Below are 15,645 nucleotides of genomic sequence, written 5' to 3'. Positions count from 1 at the left end.
TTGCATCAATTTCTGCGCAGTTCCAACCAATCACCGCCCCAGTCCGGCGGACAATAGCCAGCCATGAGAAAACAGGTCTTGATTGCGGGGGGCGGTATTGGCGGCTTGGCGGCTGCACTGGCCAGCTCCCATGCCGGTTGGGATGTGCGCCTGTTCGAGCGCGCGCCTTTGTTCAGTGAAGTCGGTGCCGGCGTGCAGCTGGGGCCCAATGTGGTGCGCCGGCTCCAAGCCTGGGGCCTGCAGCGTGCTCTGGTGGACGTCGCGGCCATTCCTGCCCGATTGCGTGTGCGCAGTGCCCTGAGCGGTGCCGAGCTGGCCTGCATGCCGCTGGGCGCTGCCATGGTGGAGCGCTACGGCGCCAACTACCTGTCCATCCACCGCGCCGATCTGCACGGGCTGCTGCTGCAGGCCGTGGGGGAGCGGGCGGAGATGCACATCAACGCCGGCCAGGCGGTGGAGTCCGTGGTGCAGACCCCCCAGGTGGTGACCATCACCACCTCCGCCCGCAAGACCGTGGAGGGCGATGCACTGATCGCGGCCGATGGTGTCTGGAGCCGGCTGCGCGCCCAGTTGCTCAACGACGGCAAGGCCCAGCCTACCGGCCACCTGGCCTACCGTGCGGTGGTGCCCCAGGCCCAGTTGCCGGCCGCCATGCGCAGCGACGGCGTGACCACCTGGCTGGGCCCGCACATGCACGTGGTGCAGTACCCGCTGCGCCGTGGCGAGCTGATGAACATCGTGGCCATCATCGAAGGCCCGGCACCGGCCGACATGGAAACCTGGGACCATGCTGCCAATGCGGTCGATCTGGAAGCCGCGCTGGCCCGCTATTGCACGCCGCTGCAGGACCTGATCCGTGCCGTGCCTGCTGCTGGCACGCAGTGGCGGCTGTGGCCGCTGTCCGACCGCGATCCGCTGTCCAGCGCCGACCAGATGGCCCAGGGCCTGGTGGGCCTGCTGGGCGACGCCGCCCATCCCATGCGCCCCTATCTGGCCCAGGGGGCTGGCATGGCCATCGAGGACGCGGCCGAGCTGCAGCGTGCCCTGGCCATGGACGATCTGGATGTGCGCTTGCGCCTGCGCCGCTACGCGCTCAACCGCTGGCAGCGTGCTGCGCGGGTCCAGGCCCGTTCCCGCCGCAATGGCCGCATCTTCCACGCCAGCGGGCCCATGCGCTGGGGGCGCGATCTGTCACTCAAGCTGCTGGGCGCACGCATCATGGACCTGCCCTGGCTGTACCGCGGGGATGGCTCCAGCGCCACCACGCTGTAGCGGAAGGCGTCACCCAGCTAACCAGCCCATCCGCTGCAGGGAACACCGCTGCTGCGCAGCCGCCGCCCCCAGCGCCACACGGTGGGGGCGCGAACTGCTCTGCGGCGATGGTGCGGAAACCGTCACCAGTGCGTTCCATCTAGCCCGGAGGCGCTGTCTGCAGGGCACGTGGGCGCCCGGTGTGTACGGCCCCGGCTCAGGCCTTGCTGGTCTGCAGCAGCGGCGAGCTGGGCAGAAAACGGAAGGCCGTGGATGCCGTAGCCAGCATGGCGGCAATGCTGAACATGACCGCCTGGTAGGGCTCGATGCCGCGCCCCTCGGCCCAGGCCGCGACGATGCCGGTGAGCCACTGCATCAGCGCCACGCCCAGAAACATGGCCATGGTGAACAGCGACAGTGCGCGACCGGTCAGCTCCGGAGGGTAGGAAGAGCGCACATCCGCGTACTGCAGGATGCTGTAGCCCGACACCAGCCCCATCAGCAGAATCAGCGCCACATTGGCGGCGGCGTGGTGCAAAAAGGCCATCAGCAGAAACAGCGCCGCCATCAGCAGCGAGAAATTGTTCAGCCAGCGGCGGCGGCGGGCCGGCCCTGGGTCCATGCGGCCGAACATGGCCGGGGTGAACAGCGAGATCAGCGACACCAGCAACGCCACGTTGCCGCTTTCCACCAGAGAGAACTGGTAGCGCCCGATGAGCATGGGCCCCAGCCACAGCCCGCGCAAGGTCAGAAAAGCCGCATAGCAGCTCATGCCCAGAATCAGGATGCCCACGGTGTGCGGCAGCTGGAACAGTGCACCCATGCGGCGGAAGGCCTGGCCCCAGCTTTCGCGCGTCTGCTGCGTGGTGTGGGCGGACACCGGTTCATGCACGCGCCAGGCAATCAGCAGCCACGACAGCAGCGACAGCACGGCCAGCAGCCCGAAGCCGGTGCGCCAGCCCCAGTGCTGCACCACCCAGGCCAGCGGTGTGCCGGTGAACAGCAGGCCCAGGCCTCCCACGCCCATGCCCAGGCCGGAGAAGAAGGCAAAGCGCTCGCTGGGAAAGTGGCGCGAGATGAACACCGTGCTGGCCAGAAACACCGGCGCGCAGCCCACGCCGATCAGCAACTGTCCCAGCATCAGCCAGCCATAGCTGGGGGCCAGCGCCGACAGCGCTGCACCGACTACGGCCAGCGGAAACGACAGCAGCACCGTGCGGCGCAGGCCGTACACATCCATGCCGATGCCCATCAGCAGCTGGGCCACCCCGAAGGACAGGCCAAACAGCCCGGCGAAGGCGCCCAGCGACTGGGAAGAAATGCCGAAATCCGCCTGCAGTCCCGTGGCGATGATGGCGGTGACGGTGCGGTAGGCCTGGCTCAGCGCAAAGGCCGACAGCAGGGACACCAGCATCACCCACAGGCGCTGGTCGGGGGCAGGGCGGGGAGCGGGCGAGGGCGCAGGGGATGCGCTAGAGGCGGTATCGGCAGGCACGGGTGGGGAGTCTCCTGGGACGCAAGCCTAGCGAAATCCGCACCTGCGTGCTGTCGCGCACAGGCGAAAAACGGGGGCGGGAGGCCGCGTGCGCCGCGGCGCCACCGGCCCGCCCGGCTCACAGCTCGGTGCGCAGGCTCCAGATTTCCGGGAACAGCACCACATCCAGCATCTTTTTCAGATAACTCACGCCGCCGGTACCGCCCGTACCGCGCTTGAAGCCGATCACGCGTTCCACTGTGGTCAGGTGGCGAAAACGCCACAGACGGAAGGCGTCTTCGATATCGGCCAGCTTTTCGCCCAGCTGGTACAGGTCCCAGTGCTGTTGCGGGTTGCGGTAGACGGTCAGCCAGGCCTGCTTCACGCCTTCGCTGGCTTCGTAGGGCTGGGTCCAGTCGCGCTGCAGCCGGTCGGCCGGCACCTCCAGGCCTTCGCGTGCCAGCAGTTGCAGCGCCACGTCGTACAGCGAAGGTGCCTGGTAGGCGGCCTGCACCTGTTCCAGCAGATCGCTGCGGTGGGCGTGGGGCTGCAGCATGGCGGCATTCTTGTTGCCCAGCGAAAACTCGATGCTGCGGTACTGGTAGCTTTGAAAGCCGCTGGAATTGGCCAGGTAGGGGCGCATGGCCGTGTATTCCGGCGGCGTCATGGTCGAGAGCACGGTCCAGGCGTTGACCAGCTGCTCCATGATGCGGCTCACGCGGGCCAGCATCTTGAAGGCCTCGGGCCGGGTGTCGGCCTGTGGGCTGGCCAGCGCGGCGATGGCGGCCCGCAGCTCGTGCAGCATCAGCTTCATCCACAGCTCGCTGGTCTGGTGCTGGACGATGAACAGCATTTCATCATGGGCGGGCGACAGCGGTTTCTGTGCCGTGAGGATCTGGTCCAGCTGCAGGTAGTCGCCGTAGCTCATGTCCCGGCTGAAATCCAGCTGGGCTTTTTCTTCGTGGACGATGGAGGCCGGGCGGCCGCTGCCGTGCATCGGGCAGCCGGAGGATTCGGTGGTCATGGGGCAGTCGCAGTCGTGGGCAATCGGCAAAACAGCGCGCAGGGTAACCGAAAGCGCAGCCTGCAAGAATGTGGAGGCGCGATGGCGCGCCACGCTTTAGAGTGCAGCCATCCCCCGGAAAACCTGTTGCCATGTCTGCCATCCGCCCTGCCACCGTCCCTTCCGCTGCTGCCAGCGACACCGCTGCCCTGGTGGCGCGCTGCTGCCGCTGGCTGGAGGGCGAGGTCCCGCCTGCGCTGCCTGCACTCGCCCAGCGCGTGGGGCTCAGCCCCTGGCAGCTGCACCGGCTGTTCAAGCAGGCCACGGGGTTGACGCCCAAGGCCTATGCCAAGGCCTACCGTACCCAGGCCGTGCAGGCCGCGCTGCAGCCCGGCCAGTCCAGCTCGGTCACCGATGCGCTCTACGGCAGCGGCTACGCGGCCAGCAGCAGCTTCTACAAAGACGCGCCGCGCATGCTGGGCATGGCGCCGGGGGCTTTCCGCGCCGGTGGCGCGCGCCAGACCATCCGTTTTGCCGTGGGCGAATGTTCGCTGGGCAGCCTGCTGGTGGCGGCCACCGAGCGCGGCGTGTGCTGCGTGCAGCTGGGCAACGATGCCGAGGCCCTGGTGCGTGTGCTGCAGGACCGTTTTCCCCAGGCCGAACTGGTCGGGGGGGATGCTGCTTTTGAAGCCACCATGGCCCGGGTGGCGGCGCTGGTGGAGCGGCCGGCGCAGGGGCTGGATCTGCCGCTGGACGTGCAGGGTACGGCCTTCCAGCAGCGCGTGTGGCAGGCGCTGCGCGCCATTCCGGCGGGCGACACCGTCAGCTACACCGAGCTGGCCCGGCGCATCGGTCAACCCACAGCCAGCCGCGCCGTGGCCGGGGCCTGCGCTGCCAATCCGGTGGCGGTGGCCATTCCCTGCCACCGCGTGGTGCGCAATGATGGCAGCATCTCCGGCTACCGCTGGGGCGTGGAGCGCAAGCGCGCGCTGCTGCTGCGCGAAGCGGCCCAGGCCGGGCACGACGTGCGTGTCGCCTTGCCCGGATTGTTCTGAACCTTTTCCAGCAACGCAGCCGCCTGCGGGCCGGGCTGCCACACAAGATGCCTTCCTTATCTGCCCAGAAAATCCCGGCGGCACTGCACCATGTGCAGCCGCTGCCTGCGGGGTACCGGCTGCAGGAAGTGCTGTCCTTCCACCAGCGCGATGCCGAGCAGCTGGCGGAGCAGATCACGCAGGGGGCCGACGGCCTGCCGCGCCTGCGCAAAGGGCTGGACTGGGAAGGCCAGGCGGCCTGGATGGAGCTGGTGTGGGAGGCCACAGCCCCGTCTGTGGCCCCGTCCGCGGACGGCCCGCTGCAGGTGCGCGCCACCTTGTACCTGCCTGCGCACCACCACGCCGATGCCGGCACCCAGGCCCGCTGGGCGGCCACCGCGCGTCGCATGCTGGGCCTGGCCTATCCGCCCGAGGCGCTGGAAACCGCCCATGCCGATCACCCGCTGCTGGGCCCGCTGCTGCGTTCCCAGCAGGGTCTGCATGTCCCGGCGGCCCCCACGGCCTGGGAGGCGCTGACCTGGGCCATCACCGGCCAGCAGATCAGTGTGGCGGCGGCCGTGGCGCTGCGCCGCCGCTTGATCCGCGCCGCAGGCACGCCGCTGGCGCAGGATGGCCATGGCGATGCGGGAGCGCCCGGGCTGTGGACCTATCCCAACGCTGCCCAGGTGGCGCAACTGGGGCCGGATGGCCTGCGCGCTGCCGGCTACTCCCAGTCCAAGACGCGGGCGCTGCTGGCACTGGCCGCCGAGGTGGACCGCGGGGCGCTGCCGCTGGAAGACTGGGTGCAGGCCAGCGATGCCGGCGCGATGCGTGCGGCGGACGTGGATGCGGCCATGCAGCAGTTGCTGGCCGTGCCCGGCATCGGTCCCTGGACCGTGCACTACACGCTGCTGCGCGGTCTGGGTTGGCCCGATGGCAGTCTGCACGGCGATGTGGCCGTGCGCAAAGCCCTGGCCCGGCTGCAGGGCGTGGAGCGCATCACCGAGGCCCGGGCGCGTGACTGGCTGGCGCCGTTTGCCCCCTGGCGCGCGCTGGTGGCGGCGCACCTGTGGGCCTCTCTGTCGTCCCAGGCGTATTAGGGCAGACGGACAACCGGGCCGCTCACAGGCCGGGCAGCTGCGGTTGCGTCTGTGCCTGCGACAGCCGCTGCAGCAGCAGTGCCAGGTGTTTCTTCTGACAGACCTGCAACTGTTGCAGCAGGGCGTGGTGGGCATCGGGGATGTGCCAGCGCTGCTGCAGATCGGCCTGCATGCGCAGCAGCAGGTGGGCGGTCATCTCGGCATCGGCCAGCGCGCGGTGGGCCTTGTCGGCAGGCGGCAGTTGCAGGTGGCGCACGATGCGGCCCAGCGAATGGCTGGGCGCTTCGGGGTAGAGGCGGCGCGACAGCAGCACGGTGCAGGCGAAAGGCTGTTGCGGAGGGATACCCAGGCGCTGCAGCTCGTCCGCCCAGAACTTGCTGTCGAACGAGGCGTTGTGCGCCACCATGGGGGCGTCACCCACAAAGGCGGCAGCTTCGCGCATCACGGTGTCGGCCGCCGGGGCATCCTGCAGCATGGCGTTGGTGATGCCGGTGAGCTGGGTGATGCTCCAGGGCATGCGCTGCCCGGTGTTCATCAGACTCTGGTAGCGGTCCACGATGCGCCCGCCCTCGATCAGCACAATCCCCACCTCGGCAGCCCGCGCGCCGTGCGCCGGGCTCATGCCGGTGGTTTCAAAGTCGATGATGGCAATGCGTTGGGCCATGGGTTCAGGTCACCGCATGCACCTGGTTGAATTGCGGCTGGCGCCATTCCCCCGATTCCAGCACCTGGTGCAGGTGCTCCACGGCGTGCCACACGTCTTCAAAACCCACATACAGCGGGGTGAAACCAAAGCGCAGAATGTCCAGGTGCTTGCCGCCGTCGCCCTTGCGGAAGTCGCCGATCACGCCGCGCGCGATCAGGGCCTGAACGATGGCGTAGGCGCCGCTGTCCTTGCCGTCGACCCCCAGGCCTTCGCTGCGGGTCAGGCAGACCTGGGAGCCGCGCAGGGCGTGGTCACCGGGGGTGGCAAAGCCCAGGCCATGGCCCTGGCAGCGTTCCTGGACCAGCTGCATGAACAGATCGGTCAGCGCCAGCGACTTGCGGCGCAGCGCGGCCATGCCGCCATACGGCTCGGCCTCGGTGAACACATCCAGCCCGCATTGCAGCACGCTCAGGGACAGGGCCGACTGCGTGCCGCACAGATAGCGGTCGATGCCGGCGGCCGGCTGGTAGTCGGGTGTGAACTGGAAGGGCGCGGCATGGCCGAACCAGCCCGACAGCGGCTGCCAGAAGCGGTTGATCAGCCGTGGATGGGCCCAGACAAAGGCCGGCGCACCGGGGCCGCCGTTCAGGTATTTGTAGCTGCAGCCCACGGCAAAGTCGGCGTTGGCGCCGTGCAGGTCCACCGGCACGGCGCCGGCGCTGTGGCACAGGTCCCAGATGCACAGAATCCCCTGGGCGTGTGCGGCGGCGGTGACCTCCTGCATGGCGTGCATGGCGCCGGTGCGGTAGTTGACATGGGTGAGCATGCAAATCGCCACATCGGGCTGCAGGGCCGCGGCAATCTCTTCGGGCTCCAGCAGCACCAGCTCCAGTCCATATTCCTGGCAGACCGACTGGGCGATGTACAGATCGGTGGGGAAGTTGCTGCGTTCGCTGATGAGCTTCTTGCGCTCCGGTGCGTCTTCCTGGGCGATGCGGGCGGCAGCCGTCAGCACCTTGTACAGATTGATGGAGGTGGTGTCGGTGAACACCAGCTCGCCCGGGCCGACGCCGACCCAGGGGGCAAACTGGTCGCCTAGGCGCCGGGGCAGGTCGATCCAGCCGGCGCTGTTCCACGAACGGATCAGGCCCTGGCCCCATTCCTGTTCCACCACCCGTGCGGCGCAGGCGGCGGCGGCCTTGGGCTGGGCGCCCAGGGAATTGCCGTCCAGGTAGATCACCCCTTCGGGCAGGGCAAAGCGCGCGCGCAGCGGGCGCAGCACATCGTTGGCATCCAGGGTGCGGCAGTCTTGCAGGGTCAGGGGCATGGAAAGTTGTCTCGTTTCGGATGGCAGCTTGCGCGCAGGGGCATGGCGCAAACCGCCGATTTTCGCCGGAATGTGCCGCAGCGGGTCACAGGGCGCGCAGCACGGCGCGCACCGGGGAGGCATCGGCCTCGGTGAGCTTGAGCGGCAGGGCAATCAGCTCGTAATCGCCTGCGGGAACCGCGTCGAGCACCAGGTTCTCCAGCACGCGCAGATTGCGCTGGCGGATGACCTGGTGGCTGTCCAGGGTCTTGCTGCTGGCCGGGTCGATGCTGGCGGTGTCGATACCGATCAGCTGCACGCCGAGGTCGGCCAGGCGCTGCACCGTCTCGGGTGCATAGGCGGCCAGCGCGCCATCCCAGGTGGCAGGGGCCTGCTGGTAGGTGCGCACCAGCACGCGCGCAGGCAGGTCGGGCGTGATGGCGTGCGCGATGTGCCGCCATTCGATCAGCGGCCCGCAATCGATGGCGTGGATCACGCGGCAGCGGCCCAGGAACGGGGCCAGATCGACCGCACCGATGGCAGCGCCCTGCGGGTCGTAGTGCAGCGGCGCATCGGCGTGGGCACCCACATGGGGACTCAGCGTGATGGCGCTGACATTCACCGGGCAGCCCGGGCCGATGGTGGCGCACCATTGCTGGCTGTACGGCGTGTCCCCCGGGAAGACCGGTGCAGCGGCGTGGATGGCGGGGGAGATGTCCCACAGGGTGCGTTGGGTGTCAGCGGTCATGGCAGCAAACAAAAAAGCCTGCGACCGGAGGCGGGCGCAGGCTGGGCAGTATGGTCGGTTTTGGGCCGGGCTGCAGCGTTCAGCCCTTGTTGCGGCGCAGCAGGTACAGACCGGCCAGCACCGCCAGCCAGGGCAGACCAAAGGCCAGCGTCAGGCGGAACGCGGGGGTGAAGGCCGTGGTCAGCAGCACGGCGCCCATCAGCACGGCCCCCAGCAGCGTCAGCCACGGAAAGCCCCACATGCGAAAGGCAATGGCTGGTGCGCCTTCGCGCATGCGGCGGCGGCGGAACGCCAGGTGGGTGACAAACACCATGAACCAGGCAAACATGGCGCCGAACATGGCAATCGACATCATCCAGACGAACGATTCCTTGGGCCAGAAGGCATTGATGAACATGGCCACGGCCGCGCCCAGGCTGGAGACCAGAATGGCGGCCACCGGCACGCCGTTGGCATTGGTCACACCGAACACGCGCGCCGCCTGCCGGGCGCGGGCCAGGCTGAACATCATGCGCGAGGTGGTGTAGAGCTGGCTGTTCATGGCCGACAGCGCGGCCACCAGCACCACAAAGTTCAGCACGCCGGCAGCGAACGGAATGTTCAGCACCTGCATCACTCGCACAAAGGGGCTGGTCTGGGTGGCGGCATCGGTCCAGGGCACGATGGCTAGCATCAGCGCCAGCGTCAGCAGATAGAACAGCACCAGGCGCAGCACCGTGGTCTTCATCGCGGTCTGCACCGCCTGCTGCGGGTGCTGGGCCTCGCCGGCCGCCACGGCAATGGCTTCCACGCCCAGGTAGCTGAACATGGCCACGATCACCCCCAGCCACATGCCCCAGGCCCCCTTGGCCCAGAAGCCGCCGCCCAACTGGTAGTTGGCCAAGCCGATGCCGGGTGTGGACGTGCCGAACACCACATAGGCACCGATCAGCACAAAGGCCACGATGGCCGCCACCTTGATGGCCGAGAAGCCGTATTCCACCGCGCCGTAGACCTTGACGCTGCGCAGGTTCACGCCGATCAGCACGGCCGAGAAGAGGCCCACCCAGACCCACTGGGGCACCTCCTTGAACCAATAGGCCATGTACATGCCCACGGCCGTCACCTCCATGCCCACGGCCAGCACCAGGGCGGCCCAGTAGGCATAGCGCACCACAAAGCCCGCCATCGGGCCCAGGTAGTACTCGGCGTAGGCCCCGAACGAGCCGGAGGTGGGGTGGGCCACTGTCATCTCGCCCAGGCAGCCGATCAGCAGCAGGGCAATGAAGGCGCCAATCGCGTAGCTGACCAGCACCGCCGGCCCGGCAAAGCCGATGGCAAAGGCGCTGCCCATGAACAGGCCAGTGCCCACGGCGCCGCCGATGGCGATCATCACCATCTGGGCGCTGGTCAGGTGTTGCTGCAAGCCGGTTTCGCGTTGCTGGATCTGCTGAAAATCGGCCATGCGTCGATTCCGTTCAAAGGGTGTGCCAAAACCCTCAAGTATCGGTGTGTTCGCGCCTGGCGATGGTGGGGCTCGCGGATTGCCGGGGTCTGCTGCGGTGGTTTAGCGCCGCCGCCAGCCGGCTTCAGGGCCGGGCGCCCTGGGCATAGCGCCCGGGTGTCAGCGCATGGTGGGCCTTGAAGGCGCGCTGCAGATGGGCCTGGTCGGCAAAGCCCATGGCATGGGCCGCATCGGCCAGCGCCGCCCCCTCGGCCAGCAGCCGGCGCGCACCGTTCAGGCGCAGATTCAAGCGGTAGGCACCAGGCGTGACGCCGGTGGCGGCCTTGAAGTGGCGGATAAAGCGCGAGGCGCTCATGCCTTCGGCCCGGGCCAGATCCTGCACACTGGGCGTCGCATCCGGCTGGCGGTGCAGCCGCTGCAGGGCGTGGTGCACCGCCGCATCGCTGGCCGGGAGGGCCGGCGGTGCTGCCAGCAGGTGGGCGATGGCGGGCTGGCGCAGCAGGGCGGTCAGTGCCTGCGTCCAGGCCGCGGCATCGCCTTCCAGCAAGTTTTGGCACAGCCGCTGCACCGCCGCTGTGGTTGCCGCGTCGTGCCGGGCGCGTTGCACAAAGCGCAGGCCCGCCACCCCCAGCTGGGCATGCAGCCAGTCGGCCTGCACATAGAGCATGCGGTAAGACCAGGCTGCCACCTGCGCCGGGTTGCAGGCATGCCAGACGCCGGGCTCGATCAGCACCACACTGCCGGCCGCCATGGGCTGCGCACCATCGGCGTGCTGGAACACGGCGCTGCCGGCATCCACGATGCCCAGCGAATACTCCATATGCGTGTGCAGCCGGTAGCAGTGGGGGGACTGGCGGCTCACGCGCAGTTCGGCCCAGGGCAGGGCCGGGTGGCGGTGGAACTGGTGGGGCTGGGCCGTCATGTCCGGCACATCATGCCAGCATGCCCAGTACGCTGGCCACCAGCAGGGCTGCCAGGGCATAGTGCAGTGCCTGCTGGCGCCGGGGCGTGGACAGCCAGCTGGTCAGCACCCGCCCCAGCAGCGCCCAGCAACCCACGCCCAGCAGGCAGGCCAGCAGCGAGATGGCACACAGCAGGTACAGCGCTGCGGGGCTGCCCCTTGCGCTGGGCAGGGCAAACACGCCCACCGCCGACAGGGCAAACAGCCAGGCCTTGGGGTTGAGCGTCTGCACCGCCACACCCTGGACAAAGGCCTGGGCGGCCGGGGTGGGCTGGTGGGGCAGGGTGGTGCCATCGGCAGCAGCGGGGTGGGCTGCGGAGCGGGCAAGGCGCCAGGCCAGCCACAGCAAATAGGCTGCGCACAGCCATTGCGCGGTGCCTGCCAGGCGCGGCAACCCGTCCACCAGCTGCCGGGCGCCCTGGCCCATGCACCAGACCACGGCGGCGTAGCTGACACTGGCGCCCAGCACATACAGCAGCGCAATATGGCGCGGCGCCTGGCTGCCATGGCGCAGGGCCAGCACATTCACCGGGCCTGGCGTGATGGCGCCCACCAGGGCGAAACTGGCCATGGCCAGCAGCGAAGACAGCAGGGAGGGGGAGGGGAGTTCGGTCACAGCGGCGCACTGTGCGCGGCGGCGCTGGATCTGTATTGAACGCAATTGCGCACGGCCGGCCACGGCGACTCGGGAGCACACGCCACCGGGACGGGGCGCTTCCGCCCCTATGGCCCTGTTCACAGGGTGGCCGCTGACACTCCAGTTCTGTCCTGGCGCAAGACAGACCAGGCTGTTTGGAGTGAAAATGAGAATAAGTAGCGATTGATTGCGTGTTTCATGAATAGTTTTGCTTTGCCCTCCGGCGCAGCGGCCACCATTGGCCTGGACCAACTCGCGCGGCAGGTGCCGGCACGGGTGGTGGATTTGCTGGCCAGCGACGAACCTGCCAGTCAGGAAGCGCTGCTGCGCTTGATGGAAATCGGTTTTCTGCCGGGCGAGCCGGTGCGCATCATCGCCACCGGTTTTCCGCAGGGAGACCCGCTAGCCGTGCGCATTGGCCAGGCCACGTTTGCGCTGCGGCGCCAGGAAGCCGCTCTGGTGCGGGTGAGCGTGGAGGCCGCAGCATGAACGCGCGCGACGACCGCACACCGCAAGGCGCCACGGTGCAGCCCATTGCCATCACCTCCATCATCCCCAGCGCCGCGCCGTCCACCGATGCACAGCCCCTGCGGGCAGCGTTGCTGGGCAACCCGAACTGCGGCAAGACCGCCTTGTTCAACCTGCTGACGGGTGCCCGCCAGAAGGTGGCCAACTACGCCGGCGTGACGGTGGAGCGCAAGGAAGGCTGGCTGCACACTCCCGCTGGCCGGCGGGTGCGGGTGCTGGATTTGCCCGGCACCTACAGCCTGCATGCGCACAGCGAAGACGAGCGCATCACCCGCGACATCGTCACCGGCGAACATGCGCGCGAGGCGCCGCCCGAACTGCTGGTCTGCGTGACCGATGCCACCCACCTGCGCCTGAACCTGCGCCTGGTGCTGGAAGCCCGCGCCCTGGGTCTGCCCATGGTAGTGGTGCTCAACATGAGCGATATGGCCCGTCGCCAGGGCATTGTGGTGGACAAGGCCCGCCTCAGTGCCGCGCTGGGCGTGCCGGTGCTCGAAAGCGTGGGCGTGCGCCAGGACGGCGCCCAGGAACTGCTGGCCTGGCTGGACAGCGATGCCGCCCACCAGCTCCAGGCTCCCGCGCTGGACGGCCGTTCGCAGGCCCAAGCCGGTCACAACACCCGTGCCGGTCTGCTGGCTTTGCACCAGGAGGTGACCGCCATCCTGCAGGCTGCCGTGCAGGTGCCGCCGGTGGACAACCAGCGGGACGACCGCATCGACGCCGTGGTGCTGCACCCGGTATGGGGCACGCTGCTGCTGCTGGCCACCCTGTTCCTGATGTTCCAGGCCGTGTTCAGCTGGGCCGAGCCCTTGATGGACGGCATCGAAGGCTCCGTGGGCTTTGTCGGCGAATGGGTGGGCAGCGTGATGCCCGAAGGCGTGCTGCGCAGCCTGCTGGTCGAGGGCGTGATCGCCGGCACCGGCGCGGTGCTGGTGTTCCTGCCGCAGATCCTGATCCTGTTCTTCTTCATCCTGGTGCTGGAAGACTCGGGCTATCTGCCGCGTGCCGCCTTTCTGCTGGACCGCATCATGGGCACGGTGGGCCTGTCGGGGCGTTCCTTCATTCCGCTGCTGTCCAGCTTTGCCTGTGCCGTGCCGGGCATCATGGCCACGCGCTCCATCCCCAGCTGGCGCGACCGCCTGCTGACCATCATGATCGCCCCGCTGATGACCTGCTCGGCCCGTCTGCCGGTGTACGCACTGCTGATCGCGGCCTTCATCCCGGAGCAGAGCGTGGGCGGCATCTTCAATCTGCAAGGCCTGGTGCTGTTTGCGCTGTACATCGGCGGTATCGCCAGTGCCATGGCGGTGGCCTGGGTGGCCAAGCTGGCCCGCACCGACAAATCCCGCACGCCGCTGATGCTGGAGCTGCCGGCCTACCGCTGGCCCAGCCTGCGCAGCCTGGTGCTGGGGCTGTATGAACGCGCGCTGATCTTCCTGCGCCGCGTGGGCGGCATCATCCTGACGGTGAGCATCGTGCTGTGGTTTCTGGCCAGCTACCCGTCGGCGCCGGACGGGGTGACCGAGGCGGCCATCCGCTACAGCTTTGCCGGCCAGATCGGCGGCTGGCTGGAAGTGGTGCTGGCGCCCATCGGCTTCAACTGGCAGATCGCCATCGCCCTGGTGCCCGGCATGGCCGCGCGCGAAGTGGCCGTGGGTGCACTGGGTACGGTGTATGCCTTGTCGGCCGCAGGCGACGACGCCATGGCCCAGCAGCTGGGCCCGCTGATTGCCAGCAGCTGGTCGCTGGCCACGGCCCTGTCGCTGCTGGTCTGGTTCGTGTTCGCGCCCCAGTGCATTTCCACGCTGGCCATGGTCAAGCGGGAAACCAATGGCTGGCGCTATCCCTTGATCATGACGGCGTATTTGTTCGGCCTGGCCTATGCCGCCAGCTTCGTCACCTACCGGGTGGCGGTGGCGCTGGGCTGGGGTTAAAGGAGGTCAGGCCATGTGGCAGGAAATCATTGTGGGCATCGTCGTCACCGTGGCAGCTGCCTCGCTGCTGTGGCGCTATCTGCCGGCCCGCTGGCGCCAACGTGCCGGGCGCGTGCACCCGGCACTCGCGCCGTCCACGTCCAGCGGCAGCTGCGGTGGCTGCAGCGCCTGCGGCGGCGACAGCTGCTCGGATACGCGCAAGTCCTTGTAACCCGCGCCCCCCAGGGGCTTGCCGCCCCTGCCGTCCACCCTGCGGCGCAGCAGGGTGAGCGGCGGCCTACAGCAGGCCGCTTTCCAGCGCCGGCAGGCCGATGCGCAGCCGCACGCGGTTGCAGGCATCGGAGCCGGCTGCAAATTCCCGGCAGGGCGAAGGGCGCCACTCGTAGATCCCGCAGTGGGCTTTTTCGCCCACCGTGCCCACCAGTGCGGCGCAGCGCGGGCGGGCGTAGTCCGTGCCGCGCATGCGGCAGCTGTGCTCGGTGATCTCGTCGGCCAGCCCGGCCGGCACGCGTCCGCCATGGGCTTCGGATTCATAGACCGAAAAATCCACACGGAAGGCGGCGCAGCAGGCGCCGCAGGCAAGGCAGGGGTGGGTCATGGCAGGCGGGCGGCTACAAAAAGTGGGTGGCGGATTGTGCCTGCAGCGTGCCGCCGGCGCAGCCTGCGGGCACGCCGGCAAAGCGGCGTGGCAGGTTTTTCAAAAACAGGAGCTGTCTGTGCCCTGCGGCACCTGCTTGCGGTGCAGAAAAGCACGGAAGTCACGGGAAAGCGGCTTCCGCAGCCTCCTGCACCAACCGGGATGTCGGGCAGTGCGGCGGCGGCGCACTCAGGCGGTTTCCAGCCAGGGGGCCACGTCTTCCTCGCTCAGTGCGGGCAGGCCGAACTTGGCGCGGGTGTCGTGGCAGCCGTAGGAGGCAAACGGAAAGTCGCGGCAGGGGCGTGAGCGCTGCTCGTAAATGCCGCAGCCCACGCAGTTCTCGCCCAGGTGGGGCAGGGCGGTCAGGGCCACGCAGCGCACCGGGTGCTTTTCGGTGCCGTTCATGCGGGCCCGGTTGCCTTTTCCGGGCACTTCATGGGCCAGGTGGTCGGGCACGGTGCCGCCCATGGATTGCAGCTCGTAGACGGAAAATTCCACGCGGTAATTGGTGCAGCACACGCCGCAGGTCACGCAGGGGTGGAGGGATTGGCTCATCGTGTTTCTTCAGGATCGGGGCACAGGCAACCGGCAGCCTTTCCGCGCCGGAAAGCCGCCTGTCACAGGGAAAGCAAAAGCCACGCCGGGGGCGTGACCGCTTGCGGCCCACTAGGTGTGGCCTTGAAGAAACTTCAGATAGAAGGTGTGGATGCGCACATAGAGCGCGCGCACCCGGGCCGCAAAACGCTTGCGCGGCCCGTAGACGGAGGGCACGCGGCTGTGGCGTGCGATGTGCGGCTGGCGCAGGGCCTGTGCACCGCCGCACTGGCCGTAGCGTGCGTCCCCCAGGCTGGGGCGCAGCGGCCAAAAAAATACCGCCAGCCGGCGCAAGGCCTGCAGGCGGTGTGGTGTGCCGGGGCTCGGATGCATGGTGTGGGGGTATGC

Annotated in this window: 17 protein-coding genes; 6 read left to right on the top strand and 11 right to left on the bottom strand. The window is 68.5% G+C overall.

The features are described 5' to 3' along the window. Positions 1–63: 63 nt before the first annotated feature. The gene (locus tag CT3_RS16355; RefSeq protein ID WP_066536597.1) at positions 64–1,272 is read left to right on the top strand and encodes an FAD-dependent monooxygenase; all 1,209 of its coding nucleotides are present in this window, start codon (positions 64–66) and stop codon (positions 1,270–1,272) included. A 196-nt stretch (positions 1,273–1,468) separates the two neighbouring features. On the opposite strand, the gene CT3_RS16350 is transcribed toward CT3_RS16355, so the two are convergent. Together CT3_RS16350 and kynA are read right to left on the bottom strand one after the other, a co-directional pair. Continuing rightward, positions 1,469–2,665, bottom strand: a complete 1,197-nt coding sequence (locus CT3_RS16350; RefSeq protein WP_098066244.1) for an MFS transporter — start codon at positions 2,663–2,665, stop codon at positions 1,469–1,471. A gap of 199 nt (positions 2,666–2,864) precedes the next feature. After that, entirely contained in the window at positions 2,865–3,749 is an 885-nt protein-coding gene (gene kynA, locus CT3_RS16345; RefSeq protein WP_066536592.1) for a tryptophan 2,3-dioxygenase, read from the bottom strand. Between the two features lie 131 nt (positions 3,750–3,880). Here kynA and CT3_RS16340 point away from each other — a divergent pair, with 131 nt between their 5' ends. Both CT3_RS16340 and CT3_RS16335 read left to right on the top strand, forming a co-directional pair. After that, positions 3,881–4,783 carry a methylated-DNA--[protein]-cysteine S-methyltransferase gene (locus tag CT3_RS16340; RefSeq protein WP_066536582.1) on the top strand — a complete coding sequence of 301 codons (903 nt, stop codon included), beginning with the start codon at positions 3,881–3,883 and terminating at the stop codon, positions 4,781–4,783. A 47-nt stretch (positions 4,784–4,830) separates the two neighbouring features. Further along, positions 4,831–5,862 (top strand): DNA-3-methyladenine glycosylase 2, encoded by a 1,032-nt coding sequence (locus CT3_RS16335; protein WP_066536579.1) that lies wholly within the window; start codon positions 4,831–4,833, stop codon positions 5,860–5,862. A 22-nt stretch (positions 5,863–5,884) separates the two neighbouring features. Here CT3_RS16335 and CT3_RS16330 read toward each other — a convergent pair whose 3' ends face one another. The 6 genes from CT3_RS16330 to CT3_RS16305 all read right to left on the bottom strand — a co-directional run bounded on the left by CT3_RS16330 (position 5,885) and on the right by CT3_RS16305 (position 11,559). Beyond that, entirely contained in the window at positions 5,885–6,526 is a 642-nt protein-coding gene (locus CT3_RS16330) for a 3'-5' exonuclease (RefSeq protein WP_066536577.1), read from the bottom strand. 4 nt (positions 6,527–6,530) lie between these two features. Beyond that, positions 6,531–7,835, bottom strand: coding sequence for a kynureninase (gene kynU / locus CT3_RS16325; protein WP_066536574.1), 1,305 nt, complete (start codon positions 7,833–7,835; stop codon positions 6,531–6,533). Positions 7,836–7,920: 85 nt separating this feature from the next. Further along, entirely contained in the window at positions 7,921–8,562 is a 642-nt protein-coding gene (kynB, locus tag CT3_RS16320; RefSeq protein WP_066537366.1) for an arylformamidase, read from the bottom strand. A gap of 79 nt (positions 8,563–8,641) precedes the next feature. Next, a complete protein-coding gene (locus tag CT3_RS16315) occupies positions 8,642–10,006 on the bottom strand; it encodes an amino acid permease (protein WP_066536571.1) in 1,365 nt (454 codons plus the stop codon). 124 nt (positions 10,007–10,130) lie between these two features. Then, positions 10,131–10,928, bottom strand: a complete 798-nt coding sequence (locus CT3_RS16310) for an AraC family transcriptional regulator (protein ID WP_066536568.1) — start codon at positions 10,926–10,928, stop codon at positions 10,131–10,133. A gap of 10 nt (positions 10,929–10,938) precedes the next feature. Continuing rightward, positions 10,939–11,559: a LysE family translocator gene (locus tag CT3_RS16305; RefSeq protein WP_066537357.1), complete on the bottom strand. Its 621-nt coding sequence runs from the start codon at positions 11,557–11,559 to the stop codon at positions 10,939–10,941. A gap of 243 nt (positions 11,560–11,802) precedes the next feature. Between CT3_RS16305 and CT3_RS16300 the strand changes: the two genes are divergently transcribed. Genes CT3_RS16300 through CT3_RS16290 form a run of 3 tightly spaced genes read left to right on the top strand, consistent with a single transcriptional unit; the run spans position 11,803 to position 14,277 of the window. Continuing rightward, the gene (locus CT3_RS16300; protein ID WP_066536565.1) at positions 11,803–12,093 is read left to right on the top strand and encodes a FeoA family protein; all 291 of its coding nucleotides are present in this window, start codon (positions 11,803–11,805) and stop codon (positions 12,091–12,093) included. Continuing rightward, positions 12,090–14,066 (top strand): ferrous iron transport protein B, encoded by a 1,977-nt coding sequence (feoB, locus tag CT3_RS16295; protein ID WP_083520435.1) that lies wholly within the window; start codon positions 12,090–12,092, stop codon positions 14,064–14,066. Before CT3_RS16300 ends, feoB begins: the two co-directional genes overlap by 4 nt. A 13-nt stretch (positions 14,067–14,079) precedes the next feature. Continuing rightward, a complete protein-coding gene (locus tag CT3_RS16290; RefSeq protein ID WP_066536563.1) occupies positions 14,080–14,277 on the top strand; it encodes a hypothetical protein in 198 nt (65 codons plus the stop codon). 66 nt (positions 14,278–14,343) lie between these two features. Here the strand turns inward: CT3_RS16290 and CT3_RS16285 are convergent, their stop codons facing one another. From CT3_RS16285 to CT3_RS16275, 3 genes are all read right to left on the bottom strand, one after another. Further along, complete coding sequence (locus CT3_RS16285; protein WP_066536558.1) at positions 14,344–14,664, bottom strand: YkgJ family cysteine cluster protein; 321 nt, start codon at positions 14,662–14,664, stop codon at positions 14,344–14,346. Between the two features lie 228 nt (positions 14,665–14,892). After that, positions 14,893–15,258, bottom strand: a complete 366-nt coding sequence (locus CT3_RS16280) for a YkgJ family cysteine cluster protein (RefSeq protein ID WP_066536555.1) — start codon at positions 15,256–15,258, stop codon at positions 14,893–14,895. 111 nt (positions 15,259–15,369) lie between these two features. Continuing rightward, complete coding sequence (locus CT3_RS16275; protein ID WP_066536551.1) at positions 15,370–15,630, bottom strand: hypothetical protein; 261 nt, start codon at positions 15,628–15,630, stop codon at positions 15,370–15,372. Positions 15,631–15,645: the final 15 nt, after the last annotated feature.

The organism is Comamonas terrigena NBRC 13299, from assembly GCF_006740045.1.
GTDB classification, from domain to species: domain Bacteria; phylum Pseudomonadota; class Gammaproteobacteria; order Burkholderiales; family Burkholderiaceae_C; genus Comamonas; species Comamonas terrigena.
The sequence above is the reverse complement of the archived record's forward strand: the minus strand, read 5'-3'. Positions and strand labels throughout refer to the sequence as shown.

What these genes read in the sequence shown, in the direction of transcription:
- CT3_RS16355 (WP_066536597.1), top strand. Translation starts at nt 64, where the DNA reads ATGAGAAAACAGGTCTTGATTGCGGGGGGCGGTATTGGCGGCTTGGCG.
- CT3_RS16350 (WP_098066244.1), bottom strand. Translation starts at nt 2,665, where the DNA reads ATGCTGGTGTCCCTGCTGTCGGCCTTTGCGCTGAGCCAGGCCTACCGC.
- kynA (WP_066536592.1), bottom strand. Translation starts at nt 3,749, where the DNA reads ATGACCACCGAATCCTCCGGCTGCCCGATGCACGGCAGCGGCCGCCCG.
- CT3_RS16340 (WP_066536582.1), top strand. Translation starts at nt 3,881, where the DNA reads ATGTCTGCCATCCGCCCTGCCACCGTCCCTTCCGCTGCTGCCAGCGAC.
- CT3_RS16335 (WP_066536579.1), top strand. Translation starts at nt 4,831, where the DNA reads ATGCCTTCCTTATCTGCCCAGAAAATCCCGGCGGCACTGCACCATGTG.
- CT3_RS16330 (WP_066536577.1), bottom strand. Translation starts at nt 6,526, where the DNA reads ATGGCCCAACGCATTGCCATCATCGACTTTGAAACCACCGGCATGAGC.
- kynU (WP_066536574.1), bottom strand. Translation starts at nt 7,835, where the DNA reads ATGCCCCTGACCCTGCAAGACTGCCGCACCCTGGATGCCAACGATGTG.
- kynB (WP_066537366.1), bottom strand. Translation starts at nt 8,562, where the DNA reads ATGACCGCTGACACCCAACGCACCCTGTGGGACATCTCCCCCGCCATC.
- CT3_RS16315 (WP_066536571.1), bottom strand. Translation starts at nt 10,006, where the DNA reads ATGGCCGATTTTCAGCAGATCCAGCAACGCGAAACCGGCTTGCAGCAA.
- CT3_RS16310 (WP_066536568.1), bottom strand. Translation starts at nt 10,928, where the DNA reads ATGACGGCCCAGCCCCACCAGTTCCACCGCCACCCGGCCCTGCCCTGG.
- CT3_RS16300 (WP_066536565.1), top strand. Translation starts at nt 11,803, where the DNA reads ATGAATAGTTTTGCTTTGCCCTCCGGCGCAGCGGCCACCATTGGCCTG.
- feoB (WP_083520435.1), top strand. Translation starts at nt 12,090, where the DNA reads ATGAACGCGCGCGACGACCGCACACCGCAAGGCGCCACGGTGCAGCCC.
- CT3_RS16290 (WP_066536563.1), top strand. Translation starts at nt 14,080, where the DNA reads ATGTGGCAGGAAATCATTGTGGGCATCGTCGTCACCGTGGCAGCTGCC.
- CT3_RS16285 (WP_066536558.1), bottom strand. Translation starts at nt 14,664, where the DNA reads ATGACCCACCCCTGCCTTGCCTGCGGCGCCTGCTGCGCCGCCTTCCGT.
- CT3_RS16280 (WP_066536555.1), bottom strand. Translation starts at nt 15,258, where the DNA reads ATGAGCCAATCCCTCCACCCCTGCGTGACCTGCGGCGTGTGCTGCACC.
- CT3_RS16275 (WP_066536551.1), bottom strand. Translation starts at nt 15,630, where the DNA reads ATGCATCCGAGCCCCGGCACACCACACCGCCTGCAGGCCTTGCGCCGG.